Origin of the sequence: Alteromonas sp. Mac1, from assembly GCF_001562125.1 — a bacterium.
GTDB classification, from domain to species: domain Bacteria; phylum Pseudomonadota; class Gammaproteobacteria; order Enterobacterales; family Alteromonadaceae; genus Alteromonas; species Alteromonas stellipolaris.
On the sequence record NZ_CP013932.1, the window covers coordinates 1530580 to 1550365 of the forward strand.

Below are 19786 nucleotides of genomic sequence, written 5' to 3' on the forward strand. Positions count from 1 at the left end.
TTTTACAATCGTTTTGTAATTTTTATTTTTTACCCGTGACTATAGCTTTGAAGGTTAATTAATAATCACCAAAGCATACACAGGGATTCACAATGACGGCACAAACTTCAGTAAATCAAAATGAGTTAGCGTTACAAGCCACTGATTCATACCAAAACGATGCTTGTGGAAACAGTACTTATGGAAAAAAAAGCAACGCGACTAGTACCTACAAGAATCATAAAGCGCATTTAAATACCAATGTGTGGTTCAAACAAGGTTGGCAGCTATTTAAGCAGGCCCCTTTTTCGTTATTTGCTCTTATGTTGAGTCCGTTAATTATTGAAGGTCTGCTGCAGCTACTAGCTGGCCCCATAGCGCTAGTTCTATCAAAATGGATAATGGTGCCAGTTATTGGCGCTACTTGGCTTTGCATTCATAACTTGGCAACAAAAGGAAAAGTATGGTCACTCTCTGCAATAAGCAATGCATCATGGGGAAAATTTTTACTTATTAGCCCTCTCCTTTTGCTCCCTTTTTTAAGTCAGCTTATGTTTTCTTGGTTATTACTTGGAAGTAGCGGTGTAGATTTACTTTTATTCCAACAGTTTATTGATATAAGCGCACATACATTAGGCTTAATATTCTCATCGGCAGTCCCACTCATTATGTTATTGCTTTTTGTTGCGCCACTAATGCTAATAGCTAAGCGTTCTTTCAAACAAAGCATGACAACAACCTTTTCGATTGTTTCTGCGCAGCCTACATCTTTCGCGATATTGTTCGCACTAAACACCTTGGTTATTTACTTTGCGCCCCACACCTTTGGTTTGTCTGTATTACTTGCAAGCCCAGTGATAGCTTGTATCCACTATGGCGCTGTTAAGGCACATCTAAGCCATATTTAAATGATAAATAGCCTTTAAATTTAACCAACAAAAAGGCCGCTAACATCAGCGGCCTTTTTTAACGTTTACCATTGCCAATGTTTCGCTCATGCCGCTTTTCGTAAATACACGCTATAAATCACCGCAATCATTAGGCATACGCTAGCTGGCGCGATAAGCGAGAAAAACTGAAACATGCCAAACAGAATAGCGCCCGCTGTGCCACCAAAGATGAAACCGGTAATAATGAGTAAGAATAGCTTGGCTTTTCTGGTATCTAGCTTTTCCCCTCGGCATAATGCGCCAAGCATAATACCTAAATCGGTGAAAATACCGGTAACGTGAGTGGTTCGAATAATGGCGCCGCTATAGGTTGTAGCTAACGCATTTTGAAGCCCGCAGGCCGCCGATGCAAAAAAATGGCCAACAAACTGTTCGTTATACAAAAACGCCAGTGCAACAAGCAATAAAAGCGCCTCTATCACAAGGGCAGTGTCGTAATGTCGCCCGAGCTTCAATATAAAACCATGCAGTAAGAATCCTGCGATGGAAGCGCCAGCAAGGAAGGAAAGCAAAACGCCTACAAGATGAAATGCATTTTGCAAAGAGCCTTGATAAACACCAGCACCTAACAAAGTTGCAGTACCTGATAGGTGCGATACAGATTGATGGTCAAAACCAAGCAGCCCAATCGCATTCACATAACCCGCCACCAGCGCTAAAATAAACGCACCGAATTCTACCCACTTAGGTAGCTGTGAAATCATGATTCCTAGCCTTGTTCGTATACAGATATGCCAAGCATACTCGCAACAACACAGAATCAATCTGACCAATATCAATAAAAGCCGTTAAAATAGACGCTTATGTGTCTATCAGCAGCAATGACATAGTTTAAAACTCATAGCTTTAACACATGACATAAATACATAGATTAGCGCAGTAATAAATCGCCTTGTACAGGAACGTATTTACTGGCGGCCTTTATGAGAGAAACAGAAGTGAGTTCTTGAACGCCATACACTTCTACCTCTTTACCTTTGTCTACTAGCTTACTGGCCAGCAAATCAAAGTCGCCATCGCCTGTGGCAAATACAATGGTGTCAGCTAATCCAGCGTACTCCATAGCATCAATGGTAATGCCTACATCCCAATCGCCTTTCGCTGAACCGTCGGCACGCTGAATGAATGGTTTTAACTTCACTTCAAAGCCAATACCACGCAGGATATTTTGAAACTCTCGCTGCTTTGAATCACCGCGCTCAATAGCATACGCCACCGCTTTCACAACGTTTCGACCTTCGGTAGCAGAGCGCCAGAATTGATTGTAATCAAAATTGCACTTGTGAATTTGTCGGGTGGTGTAGTAAATATTCTGGACGTCGACGAAAAGCGCAACGTTATCCATGGTTATTCCTTATGATAGCGAGAAGGCTTAGCCTTTTGGGTATTAGTGACTAGCTTTCCTTTAGCTCGAGTAAATTAGCTAAATGTACGAATATATAAAGCTTCAACTTTGTCTCTCGCCCATTGAGTTTTGCGCAAAAACTTCAGTGAAGATTTAACAGAAGGGTCGTTGTTAAAACAGTTCACCCTAATTTCTGCGTACAAGCCTTCCCATTGATAATGCTCAACGAGACGAACAAGGATTTTCTCAAGGGTAAGCCCGTGAAGAGGATTGTTTGGCTGCTGTTGGTTCATAATGCTAATTCCGAATAGAAACAAATACGTATCGCGATTAATCAGCTCGCTAGTACGTTGATTTTGTTATTTTAACAGAGTATGTTGGCATTCCCTTCGAAAAATTCGAAGTAACTAACGTAAGCCTTCATATAACCGATAAAACAAGGAAAGTTGAATGAGTGACAACATGAATAACAACCAAGACATCAGCAAAGAAAATGAGAGTATTCAAGAGTATTGGGGGATGCCCCTGAACACCTATTGTATGCTGATTCACCTTAGTCAGTTGACCAGTATTATAGTGCCTGGTTTAGGCTTAATTTTGCCTATCGTTATGTGGGCTGTAAATAAAGACAAGCACCAAGATATTGATATGCATGGAAAGGTAACCGTTAATTGGTTAATCAGCTTATTTATTTACTCGCTTATTTGTGGCCTACTCACGTTAATCATTATTGGTATGTTTGGGTTAATAATACTCGCTATACTGAACTTTATTTTTGCTATTGTTGCAGCAATAAAAGCCAACAAGGGCGAATTATGGGTATACCCTCTGAGTATTACGTTTCTAAAATAACGCTTAACAACCACTCAAATTGGTCAAATAACGTTAAATATGAACATTAAACATGACGACCTTAGCAGCGGCGATGTTATCGCCCTGCTAGAAGAGCATTTAAGAGACATGCACGCCACTTCTCCTCCAGAAAGCGTGCATGCCTTAGATGTTACAGCGTTAAAGTCACCTGACATTACCTTCTTTAGCGCATGGCAAGGCGACGTTGTAGCTGGCTGTGTCGCTATAAGAAAATTAAGCAACACTGAAGCTGAATTGAAATCTATGCGAACTGTTGCAGCTTTTCGTAATAAAGGCGTAGCAACACAGTTGCTAACCTTTGTGATTAAATTCGCTATAACGAACGGTTACCGCACGTTAAGCTTGGAGACTGGCACACAAGACTATTTCAAAGCCGCTCGGCAGTTATATGCCAAAAACGGTTTTAAAGACTGCGAGCCTTTTGGCAATTATCAGCTTGATCCTAATAGCCATTTTATGACCAAACCGTTAGTTAACATTGACATATCCCCGTCATCCCCGCCAAAATGCTTTAATACTGGCTAACTGATACGTCTACATTTTGACCACGCTATCGCTACACAACCATCAAGTAAAATTAGAAAACAACTTCACCACCCCTGCATTTACTTTTACCGTTAATCAAGGTGAGCATGTACTTATTGCGGGGCGAAACCGTGCTGGGAAATCCTTGCTTATTGCGGCATTAGCCGGTCGTGGTAGGCCGCTAGCAGGTTCACGCACATGTGAAGTATCAGTTGCTGAAGTGAGCGTAGCGGTTCAGCAAGCGCTCATTCTTGAAGAAAAACAAAAAGACAGTGCCGATCTGCTTGATATTGTGGCCGAGCCTACCCTAGTACATGAGCTTTTAAGTCAAGCGAACCCTGACTACATACAACACAGCGCATACGAAGCTTTATCTGCAGCGCTGCAGGTTACGCATTTACTCAATACTGCCTTTCTTTCCCTGTCTACAGGTGAAACACGCAAAGTACTTTTGTTATTAGCTTGGGTGAGCAATGCCGACGTTATTTTAATTGATGAGCCTTTTGAAGGGTTAGATAAAGAAGCACGGGCGCGTTTTAACACTTTCTTAAGTCAACAAACTCAGTCCACCTTAGTGATTACCGCCAACACAGTGCGTGACGTGCCTAATGTGGCCTGTAAATTAGTCTTGGTTGATGCGCTAACTATTGTATTGTCTAGCGACGACAGCATGGCACCTGAAGCGCTAGTTACCCATTTATCGTCGTGGTTTAGCTTAAGTACCGCTGAGCCCACGTTGCCGCCAAGCACTGAAACGTCTACAACCTTTCTCAAAGATGAGCCGCTTATTGCACTTCGAAATGGGTTTGTTAAGTATGACGACACTACCGTATTTAAAGATTTAGATTTTATGGTTTATCCTGGTCAGCATTGGCAAATATCTGGGCCTAACGGTTCGGGGAAAACCTGCCTACTTACTATGATCACAGGCGATAACCCTCACTGCTACACCAATGATTTGACTTTGTTTGGAATAAAACGAGGCTCTGGTGAAAGTATATGGGATATAAAGCAACACATTGGCATTATGTCGAACGCACTGCATATGCAGTATCGGGTAAATTGCAGCGCTCATAATGTTGTAACCTCTGGTTTTTACGACAGCATCGGCCTTTATACCACGCCTACCAATGCTGAAAATGCGATTGCTGATGCATGGCTTGATGTTATTGGCTTTACCGATAACAAACACACACCTTTTAATAACTTCTCGTTTGGTGAACAGCGTTTGTTACTTATTGTGCGCGCCATGGTGAAACACCCTGCGTTGTTAATACTTGATGAACCCTGCAACGGGCTAGATGATATTAATCGCACCAATGTGCTGGCACTAATTAAGCTATTAGCTGTTTCTACCCATACCACCCTGCTCTATGTTACTCACATAGCCGATGAGGCAATTGAGGGCATTGATAACTTGCTTGATATGCGAGATTACCAAGGCTAATTTGCTTTTGTTAATGTGGCGTTTTGATATGACTTCCGTTAAACAGTTTGCTTCTTTATAAAAGAAAACCCAGCTTTTAGCTGGGTTTATTATTTATTTCTTTTGACGTGCTGCTAGTTTTTCTAGCTGTTCATCACTGGCCGGTAGTTGGTGGTTTTCTTTCCACTCGGAATACGGCATTTTATACACGACTTCGCGTGCAGCATCATAATCGATGTCTTCACCCTGCTCTGCAGCGGCAGATGAATACCATTTCGCAAGACAGTTACGACAAAAATCAGCCAGAATCATCAGGTCGATATTTTGTGCATCTTTGTTGGCGTCTAAATGATCAACCAAACGGCGAAACACGGCGGCTTCTATTTCAGTTTGCGTTTGCTTTTCCATGTTGCTCCTTTCTTTAAAAACAAAAAAGGGAGCTAAGCTCCCTTTTCTAATTTTCTATATCTGTCTTAAATCTGCTTCTTGCTATGGTGCTTTGGCTAAAGCCTAAGCCACAGCAAGGTAGCAAATAAAAACCTTACTCTGCGTCGTCAGACTTAGGAGCTGGCTTTTCAAGTAACTCTTTAATGCTTAGACGTACACGGTTTTGACGGTCAATTTCCATCACTTTCACGTCAATCATCGCACCTTCAGTAAGGTAGTCAGTTACTTTGTTAACACGCTCGTGAGCGATTTGAGAAATATGTACTAGGCCTTCTTTGCCTGGTAATACTTCAACAAACGCACCGAAATCTACGATACGGGTAATCTTACCGTGGTAAGTTTTGCCCACTTCGATTTCAGCAGTCACTTGCTCAATCTTGCTGATAGCAATATCGGCTTTAGCACGCTCAGTTGCAAAGATTTTGATAGTACCATCGTCTTCAATTTCGATGTTGGTATCAGATTCTTCAGTAATTGAACGAATCATCGCGCCGCCTTTACCGATAACATCGCGGATCTTGTCCTGATCGATTTTAACTGTGTAAATGCGTGGCGCGAATTCGCTAAGCTCTTCGCGGTGACCGCCAATAGCTTCGTCCATTACGTTAAGAATATGCAAACGTGCTTCTTTTGCCTGTTTAAGGGCAATTTGCATGATTTCTTTAGTGATACCTTCAATTTTGATATCCATCTGCAATGCAGTGATACCGCCAGTAGTACCAGCAACTTTAAAGTCCATATCACCAAGGTGATCTTCATCACCAAGGATGTCTGAAAGTACAACGAAGTTTTCGTCGCTTTTCACTAGACCCATTGCAATACCAGCAACTGAAGCTTTAATTGGTACACCTGCATCCATAAGCGCAAGTGAAGTACCACATACAGAAGCCATTGAAGATGAACCGTTTGATTCTGTAATTTCAGAAACAATACGTACTACGTACGGGAATTCTTCTTCGCTTGGCATTACCGCTTGAATACCACGCTTCGCCAAACGACCGTGACCAATTTCACGACGCTTTGGAGAACCAATCATACCGGTTTCACCAACACAGTATGGAGGGAAGTTATAATGAAGCATGAAGCGGCTGTCACGACGGCCTTGAAGCTCGTCAATCATCTGCGCGTCACGTTCTGTACCTAAAGTAGCAGCAACGATTGCTTGAGTTTCACCACGAGTGAAAACAGCAGAACCGTGAGTACGTGGTAAAATGCCCGTTGCAACGTCTAGTGCACGAATCATCTTAGGATCACGACCGTCGATGCGAGGCTCGCCAGCAAGGATGCGTGAACGAACTACGTCAGACTCAAGATCATGAAGAAGGTTTGATACTTCTTTCTTGTCTTGGGTTTCGTCTTCAGCAAGGATGGCATCACGCGCTTTTTCAGTTGCAGCAGTTACTGCATCTTTACGAGCAAGCTTGTCAGAGATTTGGTAAGCAGCAACCATTTCAGCTTCAGCTAGTGCTTTCACTTTATCTTTAAGGGTTGTATTTTCTGCTTCTGGTTTCCAGTCCCACTTGTCGATACTAACGTTAGCAGCAAATTCTTTAACTGCGGTTACTACCGTCTGTAGTTGTTCGTGACCGAACATTACTGCGCCAAGCATAACGTCTTCAGAAAGCACATCGGCTTCTGATTCAACCATTAATACCGCGCCTTCAGTACCAGCAACAACAAGATCTAGATCGCTGTCAGCTTGTTCTTCAACACGAGTATTTAGAATGTATTCGCCGTCAGTGTAACCAACGCGTGCTGCACCAATTGGACCATTAAATGGAATACCAGAAATGGCTAGTGCTGCTGAAGTACCAATCATAGAGATGATATCAGTTGGGATATCTGGGTTAGCAGACATTACCGTGATAACAACTTGTACTTCGTTTTTAAACCCTTCAGGGAATAATGGACGGATTGGACGGTCAATCAAACGAGCTGTAAGGGTTTCGCCTTCAGAAGGACGACCTTCACGCTTGAAGAAACCACCAGGGATTTTACCCGCAGCATATGTTTTTTCTTGATAGTTTACTGTTAGTGGGAAGAAATCTTGATCTGCTTTCGCTTCTTTCTTACCTACAACGGTAACTAATACAGCGGTGTCATCCATACTTGCCATGACGGCTGCTGTGGCCTGACGAGCGATAACGCCCGTTTCTAGTGTTACAGTATGCTGTCCATACTGAAATGATTTAGTAATAGGAGTCACTATTTGTCCTTTAATTTCAATCTTATTTATCGCTTATAATCGCGGTGCATAGTATAGCGATGAACTAACGCTAATACCATTAACAAATTTTCTATTCGTAGAATTCGTTGCGGTTTGTGGCTATTTCGCACACATCACGTATTCACTGTGATTAACCCACTACACAATGTAGTTCACATTGACCAAATAAGCGCACAAATACTCACCGTTACGTAAATATCACCATAACCAGATGAAATTTGTATGAATACGCTCAAATTGTATGTATTTTCATCATAATGACACAAAACCTCGTATGCTATAACTAAACCTACTCGGTGCGCTAAGGGGAATGTAATGCTAGTACTTAGACTAAATAAAGCTGGCATGCCACAGGAATGGATCCATGTTGAGCAAGCGGCAAAACTCTATTGTCAGGAAAAGGTATTATTCGAATTAGGTAGCGATGCCATTACGCTTAAAGGTGGCTGGGATCACGATGGCCATCAAAGTCAGTTAACCTTGTCGAGTATCATTGCTTGCGATGGCAAGGTAACGGATTTAAGTGGCAAGATAGCATTAACCAATCGGTATCTGTTTAGGCGAGATAATTATTTGTGCCTTTACTGCGGCCACCGCTTCTCACCAAGCCTACTAACCCGTGATCATATTATTCCACGCTCACGGGGTGGCAAAGATAGCTGGACTAACGTGGCGACATCTTGTCAGCGCTGCAACCATGCAAAGGCGGCCAAAACCCCAGAAGAAGCCGGAATGCCCTTGCTCGCTGTACCCTTCAGGCCAAACGTTTATGAAAGATTCTATTTGGTTAACCGTCGGATATTAGCCGATCAAATGGAATTTTTAAAAGGCCACTTTACTGATAAACGAGATTGGCACTTAAACGGTTTCCCCTAGCGATTGAGAGCTAGAGGAGGTATTTGGCGGACAGGCACTTTTTTCCAATGCTTCAAACCACAGGCTTAACCAATCTGAACACATTTTGTGTTCAAGTTCGTGTGCCTCTGCTGTTGGGCAAAACAAACTAACTTTTACGACGACTTTAGCCAGCTCATTGGTTTTGATTTCAACTTCAGGGTCTATTTGAATAAAGTCTTGTTCTAAGTGACGCTCAATAAGACCTTTGTAGCGCTCTGCTACATCACGAAAGTATTCACAGTGGGCATGAGCACTAGCTCTAAATGCCGGTAATAAGCTATAGGCATTTACGGTTGGTTCATTAACAATATTAAACGAGTGCAATTTATAACGACGTAAGAAGTTTAGATTACGCACTGTCTGGGTAACTAATTGGCTATTCGGTACGTAAACGTGTTTACCAGTATAATTAAAGGTTTCAGGGTCAACCTCTAACAAGGCGGTTTTTGCCCAATCCATTTCCACTACTTCACCAATTACATTATTCATTTGGATCCAATCCCCTACCCTAAATGGCCGTGCGCCTAGATAGTAAATGAAGCCCATAAAACATTGAATGAATTCGCGGGTAGCTAACACAATGGCTACCATGAAAGCGGCAATTGAAATGGCAAGATTTTGAATTTCAGACGACCACACCATCATCAGCAATACAATAATGAATGCATTGCCTAACTGCTCCAAAATATTAATTTGGTTCCGCCGGTCTTCCCCTTTGCGAGAACTACGACGCTTAATTAACCTTAGAGTGCCCTTTTTAAAGAAGTGCAGTATCACTACTAAAAAAAGTGAAGCTAATAGTTTGTAATCCAATACAAATTCAACAAAGTTGTGCCACATTTGTATTGGGTCAATCACTATTTCCATGTAGGTGCTCCAGATAACCGTTTGATAGAAAATAAAAAAGCGCTGAAAATTCAGCGCCTTTATTATGAAGCATGCCAATGATGGGCACAATGCCGACCAGTGGGAATATTCCCATCCAATGACCGAAACTTAGTGAGCTTTGTATGAATTTACTTCATGTTAGTTCTCTAATTGCTTATTCGCGAATCTGGCCAACACCGTTTACAAGATACTTTTCAGACGTTAGCGATTCTAACCCCATTGGCCCATAGGCATGAAGCTTAGTAGTCGCGATACCAATTTCAGCACCTAATCCAAGTTGGCTACCATCAGAGAAACGTGAAGATGCATTTACCATTACAACACTAGCATCCACAGCACGCTGGAATTTCTTCGCGCTATCTTCGTTTTCTGTACAGATAACTTCAGTATGGTTACTACCAAAATCAGCAATATGAGATATAGCACCGGCAAAGTCATCGACTACACGAATAGCGATTTCTAGACCTAAGTACTCTTCACCGTAAGCGTCTTCGCTAATAACATCAGCGTTGTTAAAGTACTGAGCGCCTTTTTCATTTACATGTACTGTTACCTTGTGTTGCTCGAAAGCTTCCGCAACACGAGGTAGGAAGTCGCCCGCGATAGCTTGATGCACCACTAAGCCTTCAAGCGCATTACATACGCCGGTACGTTGGGTTTTACCATTTAGCAAGATAGCCAATGCTTTGTCTAAATCAGCGTCTTTATCTACGTATAAATGGCACACACCTTTAAAATGCTGAATAACAGGCACTTTAGAGTGTTCAGTCACGTAATTAATTAACCCTTCACCGCCGCGTGGAATAATAACGTCAATGTAGTCGCGTTGTTCCATAAGCTCTTGCATAAGGGCACGATCTGGGTTTGGCACTACCGTAACGAGTGCTCTTGGCAAACCGTGCTTTTCAAGCACGTCTTGCATCAGTCCTGCGATGGTTAGACTGGTGTCTAGCGCTTCTTTTCCCCCACGCAAAATAACACCGTTACCTGATTTGAAACATAGTGCGCCGGCGTCAGCTGTTACATTAGGGCGTGCTTCATAAATCATGCACACAACACCTAATGGAATTCGCATCTTTTTAATTTCGATACCGTTTGGACGGGTGCCAATTACGCGCTCACGACCAACAGGATCGTCAAGACTAATAATAACTTCAATGCCTTCAGCCATAGACTCTATGCGGGCATCGTCTAAAATTAAGCGGTCAATCATGGCGTCGTCTAGGTTATTGTCCCTAGCTCGCGCCACTTCTTTTTCGTTAACCGCTTTAATAGCGTCTTTATTCCCACGAATGGCCGCAGCCATATCTTTTAACACCGCATTTTTTTCCGCTTCATCTAAGATGGCAAGTGTTTGTGCTGCTTGTTTCGCTTGTTTCGCTAATTCTGTAATAATGCTCATTCTTTCTCCAAATTTGCTACATGCTGATCAGAAATAATAGGGCCAGTTTTATCTTCAAATTCACTGGCGAAGTCATCATTTTCCTGATTCGCGATAAAATTCAGTAAACAGCTACTGTAGTTTGATTTCGCTTTAACGAGCTTAGTTCCGTCAGCTTTTCTTACCAAAATGGTATCGCCCACTGAGAACTCGCCTTTCACATCAACTATTTCGCTGCTAGTAAGTTGTTCACTGTCGTTTTCCAGTGAAGAATCAAAATCTCCGTCAACTATCACTTCGCCCTGCGCGTTCGAGGTATGGCGCATCCAATGCACGTTTTCTAGCATTGGTTTATCGTAAGGGCTAAAGTGTGTGCCTGGGTTTTTACCCGCAAGCAACATATTAAATGACAGCTCGGTAAAGCCGTTAATAATATATGTATCTATACCATGCGAAACTGCTTTTTCAGCCGCTTCAATTTTGGTGCGCATACCACCGGTGCCAACACCCCCTTCTGCTGCGCCACCAGCCATGGCATAAATGCTGGCGTCTATGGTATCAACTTCTTTAAGCAGCTCTGCGTCGTCGTGGTCATGAGGGTTTTTATTATACAAACCGTCAATATCCGAACAAATAATAAGTGCATCTGCGTCAGCCGCTGCTGCCACCATAGCGGATAAGTTATCGTTATCGCCTACTTTTAGTTTGTCGGTGGTTACCGTATCGTTTTCGTTAACGATAGGCAGCACATTATGCTCTAACAGACTGAAAATAGTTTCTCGAATACTAACGTAGCGCTCTCTATCACGCAGGTCAGCATGGGTTAACAGCATTTGCGCTGATGGAAAGTCGAACAACCTATCCCAGGTAGCAATCATTTCTGTTTGCCCTGCTGCAGCCATTGCCTTTTTAACAGCAATGTTCGATTTTTCATGGTCAGGGAACAAATGTGCCCCAGCGGCGACTGAACCTGAAGACACTAACACTACCTGTGTTCCATTTGCCCGACAACGCACGATGAACTGGGCAATACTTAGCAAGTAGTGGCTGCTGCACCCTTGCTTGTTCGGCGAGATTAGTGCACTGCCTACTTTAATGACCACGCGTTTCCAATTGGGATGACTCATAATATTTCATTCACCTTAAGATTGTTGATCTGCTAATTGCTGGTTAGTTGCTCTAAATAAGCGCTGAACATTTTCAGACGGCGCAGCACCTGCGCGCGATACCAACCAAAGGGTTGCGGTACTTACCGCAAAACCAGGAATAATTTCATAAATAACACTGCTTAACGTTTTACCGTTAGCCAAAACGGGGGCATATATCCAAAACAGGACAGTAACTGCACCACTGACAATGCCGGCCAATGCCGCATTTTGCGTCAAATCCTTTTTGTACAAACTAAACAGTACCAATGGGCCAAATGCGGCACCAAAGCCAGCCCAAGCATTACTGACTAAAGAAAGAATGGAATTTGATGAATCCATTGCCAATAGCAATGCCACAACGGCTACGCCCGCTACGCCAACTCTTCCGATGGTCACTGTTTCTTTTTCGCTGATGTCTTTTTTCGCTACAACACGGTAAATATCTTCGGTTAACGAGCTAGCCGATACCAACAATTGAGACGAAATAGTACTCATGATGGCAGCTAAAATAGCAGCCATTAAAAAGCCACTAATGAGAGGATGAAATAGCAATTGAGAAAAAACGATGAAGATTGTCTCAGCGTCGTCCACTCTCAAATTGAATTGATTTACATACGCTATTCCCACAAAACCTGTTGCTAATGCTCCAAGTATAGTAACTAGCATCCAAGACATACCAATATTTCGTGCAGTACTTACCGATTTAACATCGCGAATTGCCATAAAGCGCACAATGATATGAGGCTGACCAAAATAGCCAAGTCCCCACCCAAGGCTTGAAAGCAAGCCCACAAGCGTGAGAGCGCCCCATGAATCAGTAAAGTTCGGTACAGATTCATACGCGGCTGCCGTCATTTGGTTTACACCATCAAACTCGGTAAAGGCCACAACCGGAACAAGTACAAGGGCAATAAACATAATACAACCTTGCACAAAATCGGTAAGACTAACGGCTAAGAACCCACCCAATAAGGTATACGAAACAACAACGCCCAATGTGATAAACAGACCAAGCTGATAATCAACTGAGAACGCGCTTTCAAAAAGCTTTCCTCCTGCTACTAACCCTGCAGAAGTATATAAAGTAAAGAATAAGACAATGATGACAGCTGAAACGATGCGTACGTTTGCTTTGGGGTTGTCGAAGCGCTTTGCGAAGAATTCCGGCACGGTTAACGAATCATCGGCAACTTCGGTGTAAACACGAAGTTTGGGAGCAACCAATATATAGTTTGCTAATGCCCCTGCGACAAGACCAATAGCAATATAAACTGCGTCGAAGCCGGTTAAGAACATTGCCCCTGGCAATCCCATCAACATCCAACCTGACATGTCAGACGCGCCCGCTGAAAGTGCGGTAACTTGGGGACTAACCTTTCTACCACCTAGAATGTAACCTGAAATGTCACTGGTGGATTGACGATATGCAAAAAGACCTATACCTAACATCGCTAGAAAATAGATTGCCAGCGATATGTAACTTTCAATTGGCATAATGTGAGATTGCTCTCCTATGTTAGTTAAAATTACATCGTTCAGATGCTAGAAGGACAATGTATTCCCTCGAAGGGCGATACAAGATTTAAAGCCTAAATAACACGCATAATTTGTTTCCGACTTTGGCCTTAGGCCAAACTCAGAACCAAACATTTAAATTGAACAATAATGATTAGAGCTCTAATTATATAGGTATCAACGTTGTGATTTCAAGTTTAAATAGTAGCCAATTTAATATGAAGTCTATTTGCTATGTGAATATAGACTTAAAGGTTTCACAAGCAATACCGCGTTACACAATGAATACAAATTACTGACTATTATGAAATTTAATGCGGAATAACCACTTCGTGAAACGCAGCAATTTATGCTGCAACTCGCTTAACTATTACACTATTAGTATCAATAGAAGCATTTATTATTAAAAGTTAATCTAGTTGTCACTCAGATGAAATAATCGACAACAAAAGCTTTTCAGTGCTTAAATCTCGCTCAATGGGATCGCAAAGTTGCTCATTGCCCTGCGCTAGGGTCTTCAACAAGTTTTCGAACGTACTTTTCTCGTTAAACACAGAATATAACTTCGGGTGAATGTAATACTGCCTGCAAACAGAAGGAGTATTTCCTAGCATTTTAGACACATGTGAACTCAACGAGTTTGGCCACTTACGGTTACGTCCTTCTCGCAAGTACCTGTCTACGTCTGGGAAGCTTTGCAGCGCAAAACGACTAGCTGCCCAAGTTCGAAAATCTTTGCAGCTAAAATTGTCGCCTAAATGCTCGTGAATGAATGCATTTACATCTTCACTATGGATATCACACCACGAGCCGTCGGCTAGCTGATACCGAAATAAGCTGTAACCCTGAAGCTGAGTGCATTCACACACTAACGAGGCTAATAAGGGATCGTCAATTGTAATGGTGCGTCGCTTACTGTGTTTACCAGAATATTCAAGAGACACTTTTTCTACCGTTGCTTCTTGAACATGTTTGCGGCGAAGTGTAGTTAAGCCGTAGGTTTTATTTTCTTTGCTGTACTGAGGGTTGCCTATCCTTACGCCAGTGTAATCTAATAACAGGCACACCAAGGCTGATGCCCGTTCTATTGTCCACTGCTCGCCATTGACGAGTGTTCTGCAATATTCTCGAAATTCAGGTACTTTCTGACCGAATACTGTCAAACGTTTGAATTTTTCCGCCTGTTGCTGTTTATGCCAATCTGGATGATAAAGGTATTGTTTTCGCCCTTTAGCATCGAGGCCAATGGCTTGAATACTTGCCTTAGGGTCACGACTAATGGTGACGCTTTTCCAGTTAGGAGGAATGGCAAGTGATTTGATTCTACGCAGCACACGCTGGCCTGCTACCTTTCGACCGCTGGTATATCGATAATAGGCACCTTTGCCGCAAGGAATGCGCTTAATTGTTAGGTGCGGATGAGGCGTACCCCCATCAACGATTTGCCCTATAGTCACGTGAACTCCTTTTATAATATTTTTTATCGCAAACTTACATCAAGGCTGCTTAATAGCGTGGCAACTTCTACTCGTCATTTTGAATGCTAAAGAAAGATGCAAGTTACGTGCATGTTAATGCACCCACTTAAAACCTGTTTCCCATTTCGATGAAGACAGTTCGATTAAGAAAATATTTTTATTGTTTTCATACGATTAGCGGCGCGCTTTCACTTTAGGGTTAACATCCGGCGGCATTATTTTAATAAGTAGTAGGGCTACCAATAAAAGATACATATACAGACTGAGACAAATTTTCATACTGTGAGTAAATATGAAACATAGTGGAAATGTTATCTATAGACCTAAGATAACCATCTGCTAAATGAACTTAAGTTAACATTCTAGAATTTCGCACATTACATATAAAAATCATAGCGTTACAGATAAAAGGAGCACTTGAATTGTATGTAGACTAAAGTTTAATCCGTCAGCGGAACGCATTTTGAATGGTTATGAATGAATATTTGTAAATTCGCTTAATAGTTATGAATTTACCCGCCTTTAACACATTTCGTTAAAGGGTACCGCTGAGGTATACATCGACCGGGTTTATCGGAGAAGTTATGCAAACTGCTAATCATGAAAATCTTCGCGCATCTCTAGCGCCAAATGACCAAATTCAAGTTGCTGCGATATTTGAAGACAAGTTGTCGGCAAAAAAAACCATACAACAACTGGCAAATTCCACTGATGTCAGTACTGATCAAGTGGCTTTCATCGACGCAAGCGATACTGCGATGAGTGAAAAGCTAGAACAAGAGAGTAAAAGTATCGGCAAAAACCTGTGGCACTCACACTTAATGCTCGGTGGAGTCGGCTTTCTTGTAGGGATGCTAGCGGCGTTTCTTTTAGTCTCGTTTGGCCCTGAATTAACGAAGCAAAATCCATTGTTTACCTACATCGCTTTAATAAGCCCAGGTATTTTTACTGGTTTATTTGTTGCGGGCTTAGTTGGTCTTCGCCCGGACCGTTCAGAAATAGTGCAGGCGGTAAGACATGCAATTAGAAGAAATAATGTGGCCGTGGTTATTAACTTGAAAAAGACTCAATCAGCGTCAGACATTGCATCGTTTTTGCATTCGCGAAGTAAGAATGTGGTTGAAGCGGTACGCTAGTACGGTTTAAACCAATATTAGCAGCCGACTCCCTTTAACCGCAGGTTAAGGGAGTTGCTAGATTCATACCTCTCCACATTAATCTTTCGCTTTTGACTTTTCGTTTTGATTGCTGCTTGTTGGTCTGGGCCTATCACGCTGAATTTTGGCCATCATCAGCGGTTAACTTTTTCGCGAGTAAAAAACACGCTGGAAATACTACACCCCATACAATAGCTAATATACCCACAGTAACGAGTGGTGAATATCCAAAGGTGACCGCACCAAACTTCTGACCACCAAAGTAACTTAACGGAGCGAACACAGCACCGGCTGCCATCGCAAGTAATGGCTTATCAGCAAACGCACTCAAACTATGTTGTATTGACCCACCTAGTGCGGCCCAAAGGCACACCAACCAAATAGGTATTATCCAATGAGAAGCACCACCGCTAAGCCAAGCGCCAGGCTCAAAACCAAATACCCCTGTTAGCATCAACAGTGAGTCGACCGAGGTGCCTAGCAATAAAACTGCTATCATTATTTTACTATCTGACTTTCGCAGTGGTGAGTAAATAAGCCACGCGAGCAGTAAACCTACAACTAAGAAAGTACTTTGATATAAAACCACTAACCACCAAATGGTTTGAAACCATAGAAAGTTTACCAATTTGATAGTGAAACTGTTCGACATTGAATTCGCCTGTTTATGAATGTACTTACTACAGTGAAAATTTAGAAGGCATTAATACGCCACTATTTATCACTCAGTTCAGTTATAAAGTTTTAATAAAACGTAATTTTTGGTGATTAATTTCATTCTAACTTCATAGTTGCCTATTAGTAATAAACAAAAATAGCGTAACCACTGTATAAATGAATTAAATCTTTGAACAAAGGAAATGTGAACAGTATGAAGATGGTTAAATATTATGTACTCGGCGCAATTTTAGCACTTATGCTAACTTGGTTTAGCCCAACATTGTGGCTCTCTGTCATTTTTGCTTGGATCAGCTTTTCGCTGATTGCAGTGAGTAGCGCCTACTTGCTTAACTACCCTGCATTGTTCAGAAAACGCGAAGATGGTTCAATTCCTATCTACATACGTTGGGTTTTTGTTCCATTTTTATTGGGAAGCTGGTTGTATAATGAGTATGCAAGGCGTACAGATAAGGTACCTCCGTTTCAAAGAATTGATGACCAGCTTTATTTAGGTTGTCGCATGTCTTCTCAGCATGTGGATATGCTTAAAAACAACAATATTAATGCTATTTTAGACGTTACTGCAGAATTTGATGGTTTAGATTGGACTGCCTATCAGTTAGATTTTGATTATTTGAACATTCCAGTTCTTGATCATACCAGCCCCACCCAAGAACAACTTACCCTTGCGATTAATTGGTTAGATCAACAACTCGTTGAAGGTAAAAATGTTGTTGTGCATTGCGCACTGGGTAGAGGTCGTTCTGTATTAGTGCTAGCCGCCTACCTGCTGGCTAGGGATCCTTCGTTATCCATTTTAGATGCGATGGATAAAATTCAAGCGGTTCGTTCAACAGCAAGACTCAACAAACATCAGTTAGCAGCACTTGAAAAAATAAAGAATGGCGGAAGCTTGTCATTGACTAAGCGCCTTACTCTTATTGCCAACCCTGTTGCTGGAGGAGGTAAATGGGAAGTTGAAAAGGCGGATATTCTTTCAAGACTAAACGAAAAGTTTAAAGTTACCGTTAAAGAAACAACAGCTGAAGTTAACGGTGAAGTATTGGCTAAAGAGGCCTTAGTCGACGGGGCGCAAATTATTGTCGCCTGTGGAGGCGACGGCACCATTACCGAAGTGGCCAATGCCCTTACCGATAAAAACGTCACACTTGGGGTTATTCCACTTGGTACTGCCAATGCGCTGTGTCAGGTGCTCCATGGTTATGCCAGTAAAATTGTTCCCATCAGTACAGCGTGTGACATCATCATTAACGGCAAAACTGCAGATATCGATACTGCCCAGTGTAATGGCCGAATGATGTTACTAGTTGCTGCGGTCGGGTTTGAAGAGCATATGATTTCCGCCGCGGATCGAGGCGAGAAAGACTCGGGTGGACAGTTTGCCTACCTTAAGGGGCTATGGGAAGCCATAGGGAAAAATGACAATCTTAGCTTTCAAGTAAAGTTTGATGAAGAAGAAGCCCAGTGCTTAGATACACCAAGCTTAGTGATAGCTAATGCCGCGCCAATTACCACCGCACTTGCTCAAGGTGGAAATCTACCTGATGTTACTGATGGTAAATTAGATATCACCTGGCTAACTCCACAAGATTCTTCTGACCGACAACTACTCTCATTGGCAGAGCTTGTTTTTGGGCCTGAAGAATATAAAACCAGTTCAGACAGTATCAGGCACAAACAAACCCCATCAATATCCCTTCATTTTGATGAAGAAGTATCTTATGCGGTTGATGGTGAGATTTTCAGTGCACGTGAAATCAGTATCACAACACACCCTGCAAGTCTTCGGGTATTGACTGGCATAGACCATGTGCAAAATAACAGTCAATCCGCTGCGGAATAGCCATAGGTAAAGATTACCGCAGACCCTATGTAAGAAATGCATTATTTAAGCGGTTACTTATGTATTGTAATAATAAGTAATCGCTAAAAGCTGCATTTACAATGACTTAGTGAACTTAATATAGTGGAACGCTTCTCGCATTAGCTAAACGTGTAAAGTGTAAAGTGCTTTTTACGCAACATTTTAGTTTAACTAGTTGAGGGATTACCGATGAAGATTTTCGAAGCGTTACGCCAAGACCATGAGAAACAAAGGCTGTTGCTTAAAATTCTCGCTGAGACCAGTGGAGACACAGCTGCACGCAGAGAGTATTACCAAGAGCTTAAAAACCAGCTTGAAAGTCATGCTGTTGCAGAGGAGCGCCATTTTTATTCTCCTCTACTCAAAAAAGATGACGCTGTAGATCTAACCCGTCACGGTATTGCAGAGCATCATGAAATTGATGAGCTCATTGAAAAACTGGATGAGACCAAAATGGACTCCCCAGGATGGTTACGTCACTTAAAAACTCTTCAGGAAAAAGTTGAGCACCACCTTGCTGATGAAGAGCAAGAGTTTTTCCAAGTCGCTGGTCGACTTCTCAACGAGTCTCAAAAGAATAAGCTTGCCGACTCTTATCAAGAAGAAATGGCAAAAGAACTCGCGCCTCACTAGGCGTGAGTTTTACATGAACCTTACAGATACAAAAAAGGCCAGTCATAGACTGGCCTTTCTTTTAATCTTTGATTTTACTAAAACTTAGTAAAATAAACTATCGTTTAGCAATAATGTACACGGCGTGGATAACACCGGGAAAATAGCCAAACAATGTTAAAAGGATGTTTATCCAAAACTGAGCGCCAATACCAACTTGTAAGAACACGCCTAGAGGAGGCAGTAAAATTGAAAGTATAATGCGAATAATGTCCATAATAATATCCTTGTTTTTGAAGTAATTTCACAGTTTACCCACTCTAACTGCAATTTCTTACGTTTTTGAGCAGGCTTTGATTTTATAATGCATATATACTGCCAACAATAAGGAAT

At 42.0% G+C, this 19786-nt stretch carries 20 protein-coding genes; 8 read left to right on the plus strand and 12 right to left on the minus strand.

Features of this window, described 5'->3' with window-relative positions:
- The first annotated feature begins 92 nt into the window (after positions 1–92).
- Positions 93–887, plus strand: coding sequence for a hypothetical protein (locus tag AV939_RS06410; protein ID WP_061997386.1), 795 nt, complete (start codon positions 93–95; stop codon positions 885–887).
- Positions 888–973: 86 nt separating this feature from the next.
- Here AV939_RS06410 and AV939_RS06415 read toward each other — a convergent pair whose 3' ends face one another.
- From AV939_RS06415 to AV939_RS06425, 3 genes are all read right to left on the minus strand, one after another.
- Complete coding sequence (locus tag AV939_RS06415; RefSeq protein WP_057792176.1) at positions 974–1633, minus strand: YoaK family protein; 660 nt, start codon at positions 1631–1633, stop codon at positions 974–976.
- Between the two features lie 167 nt (positions 1634–1800).
- Positions 1801–2274, minus strand: coding sequence for a LabA-like NYN domain-containing protein (locus tag AV939_RS06420; RefSeq protein WP_061997387.1), 474 nt, complete (start codon positions 2272–2274; stop codon positions 1801–1803).
- A gap of 74 nt (positions 2275–2348) precedes the next feature.
- On the minus strand, positions 2349–2567 hold the full coding sequence (locus AV939_RS06425) for a VF530 family DNA-binding protein (protein WP_057792179.1): 219 nt from the start codon (positions 2565–2567) through the stop codon (positions 2349–2351).
- Positions 2568–2724: 157 nt separating this feature from the next.
- On the opposite strand from AV939_RS06425, the gene AV939_RS06430 reads away from it, so the two are divergent.
- Genes AV939_RS06430 through AV939_RS06440 form a run of 3 tightly spaced genes read left to right on the plus strand, consistent with a single transcriptional unit; the run spans position 2725 to position 5119 of the window.
- A complete protein-coding gene (locus AV939_RS06430) occupies positions 2725–3126 on the plus strand; it encodes a DUF4870 domain-containing protein (protein WP_082604927.1) in 402 nt (133 codons plus the stop codon).
- 39 nt (positions 3127–3165) lie between these two features.
- Positions 3166–3672 carry a GNAT family N-acetyltransferase gene (locus AV939_RS06435; protein WP_057792181.1) on the plus strand — a complete coding sequence of 169 codons (507 nt, stop codon included), beginning with the start codon at positions 3166–3168 and terminating at the stop codon, positions 3670–3672.
- Positions 3673–3688: 16 nt separating this feature from the next.
- Positions 3689–5119: an ATP-binding cassette domain-containing protein gene (locus AV939_RS06440; RefSeq protein ID WP_061997388.1), complete on the plus strand. Its 1431-nt coding sequence runs from the start codon at positions 3689–3691 to the stop codon at positions 5117–5119.
- Between the two features lie 93 nt (positions 5120–5212).
- On the opposite strand, the gene AV939_RS06445 is transcribed toward AV939_RS06440, so the two are convergent.
- Both AV939_RS06445 and pnp read right to left on the minus strand, forming a co-directional pair.
- Positions 5213–5506 (minus strand): DUF1244 domain-containing protein, encoded by a 294-nt coding sequence (locus tag AV939_RS06445; protein ID WP_057792185.1) that lies wholly within the window; start codon positions 5504–5506, stop codon positions 5213–5215.
- 133 nt (positions 5507–5639) lie between these two features.
- Positions 5640–7751: a polyribonucleotide nucleotidyltransferase gene (gene pnp, locus AV939_RS06450; protein WP_061997389.1), complete on the minus strand. Its 2112-nt coding sequence runs from the start codon at positions 7749–7751 to the stop codon at positions 5640–5642.
- A 336-nt stretch (positions 7752–8087) separates the two neighbouring features.
- Here pnp and AV939_RS06455 point away from each other — a divergent pair, with 336 nt between their 5' ends.
- Positions 8088–8648, plus strand: coding sequence for an HNH endonuclease (locus AV939_RS06455; protein ID WP_057792189.1), 561 nt, complete (start codon positions 8088–8090; stop codon positions 8646–8648).
- On the opposite strand, the gene AV939_RS06460 is transcribed toward AV939_RS06455, so the two are convergent.
- The 5 genes from AV939_RS06460 to AV939_RS06480 form a co-directional block, all read right to left on the minus strand.
- Entirely contained in the window at positions 8631–9536 is a 906-nt protein-coding gene (locus AV939_RS06460) for a mechanosensitive ion channel family protein (RefSeq protein ID WP_057792191.1), read from the minus strand. The genes AV939_RS06455 and AV939_RS06460 overlap by 18 nt on opposite strands.
- A gap of 175 nt (positions 9537–9711) precedes the next feature.
- Positions 9712–10959, minus strand: coding sequence for a glutamate-5-semialdehyde dehydrogenase (locus tag AV939_RS06465; RefSeq protein ID WP_061997390.1), 1248 nt, complete (start codon positions 10957–10959; stop codon positions 9712–9714).
- Positions 10956–12065 carry a glutamate 5-kinase gene (proB, locus tag AV939_RS06470; RefSeq protein ID WP_057792195.1) on the minus strand — a complete coding sequence of 370 codons (1110 nt, stop codon included), beginning with the start codon at positions 12063–12065 and terminating at the stop codon, positions 10956–10958. Before proB ends, AV939_RS06465 begins: the two co-directional genes overlap by 4 nt.
- A 15-nt stretch (positions 12066–12080) precedes the next feature.
- Positions 12081–13580 (minus strand): sodium/proline symporter PutP, encoded by a 1500-nt coding sequence (putP, locus tag AV939_RS06475; RefSeq protein ID WP_057792197.1) that lies wholly within the window; start codon positions 13578–13580, stop codon positions 12081–12083.
- A gap of 443 nt (positions 13581–14023) precedes the next feature.
- Positions 14024–15058 carry a DNA topoisomerase IB gene (locus AV939_RS06480; RefSeq protein WP_057792199.1) on the minus strand — a complete coding sequence of 345 codons (1035 nt, stop codon included), beginning with the start codon at positions 15056–15058 and terminating at the stop codon, positions 14024–14026.
- Between the two features lie 605 nt (positions 15059–15663).
- Between AV939_RS06480 and AV939_RS06485 the strand changes: the two genes are divergently transcribed.
- Entirely contained in the window at positions 15664–16215 is a 552-nt protein-coding gene (locus tag AV939_RS06485; protein ID WP_057792201.1) for a hypothetical protein, read from the plus strand.
- Between the two features lie 133 nt (positions 16216–16348).
- Here the strand turns inward: AV939_RS06485 and AV939_RS06490 are convergent, their stop codons facing one another.
- Positions 16349–16888 carry a DUF2878 domain-containing protein gene (locus AV939_RS06490; RefSeq protein WP_057792203.1) on the minus strand — a complete coding sequence of 180 codons (540 nt, stop codon included), beginning with the start codon at positions 16886–16888 and terminating at the stop codon, positions 16349–16351.
- A gap of 219 nt (positions 16889–17107) precedes the next feature.
- On the opposite strand from AV939_RS06490, the gene AV939_RS06495 reads away from it, so the two are divergent.
- The gene (locus tag AV939_RS06495) at positions 17108–18760 is read left to right on the plus strand and encodes a diacylglycerol kinase family protein (protein WP_061997391.1); all 1653 of its coding nucleotides are present in this window, start codon (positions 17108–17110) and stop codon (positions 18758–18760) included.
- A gap of 210 nt (positions 18761–18970) precedes the next feature.
- Positions 18971–19414, plus strand: a complete 444-nt coding sequence (locus AV939_RS06500; RefSeq protein ID WP_057792207.1) for a hemerythrin domain-containing protein — start codon at positions 18971–18973, stop codon at positions 19412–19414.
- A gap of 97 nt (positions 19415–19511) precedes the next feature.
- Here the strand turns inward: AV939_RS06500 and AV939_RS19990 are convergent, their stop codons facing one another.
- Positions 19512–19670, minus strand: coding sequence for a YqaE/Pmp3 family membrane protein (locus AV939_RS19990; RefSeq protein WP_013784353.1), 159 nt, complete (start codon positions 19668–19670; stop codon positions 19512–19514).
- Between the last annotated feature and the right edge of the window lie 116 nt (positions 19671–19786).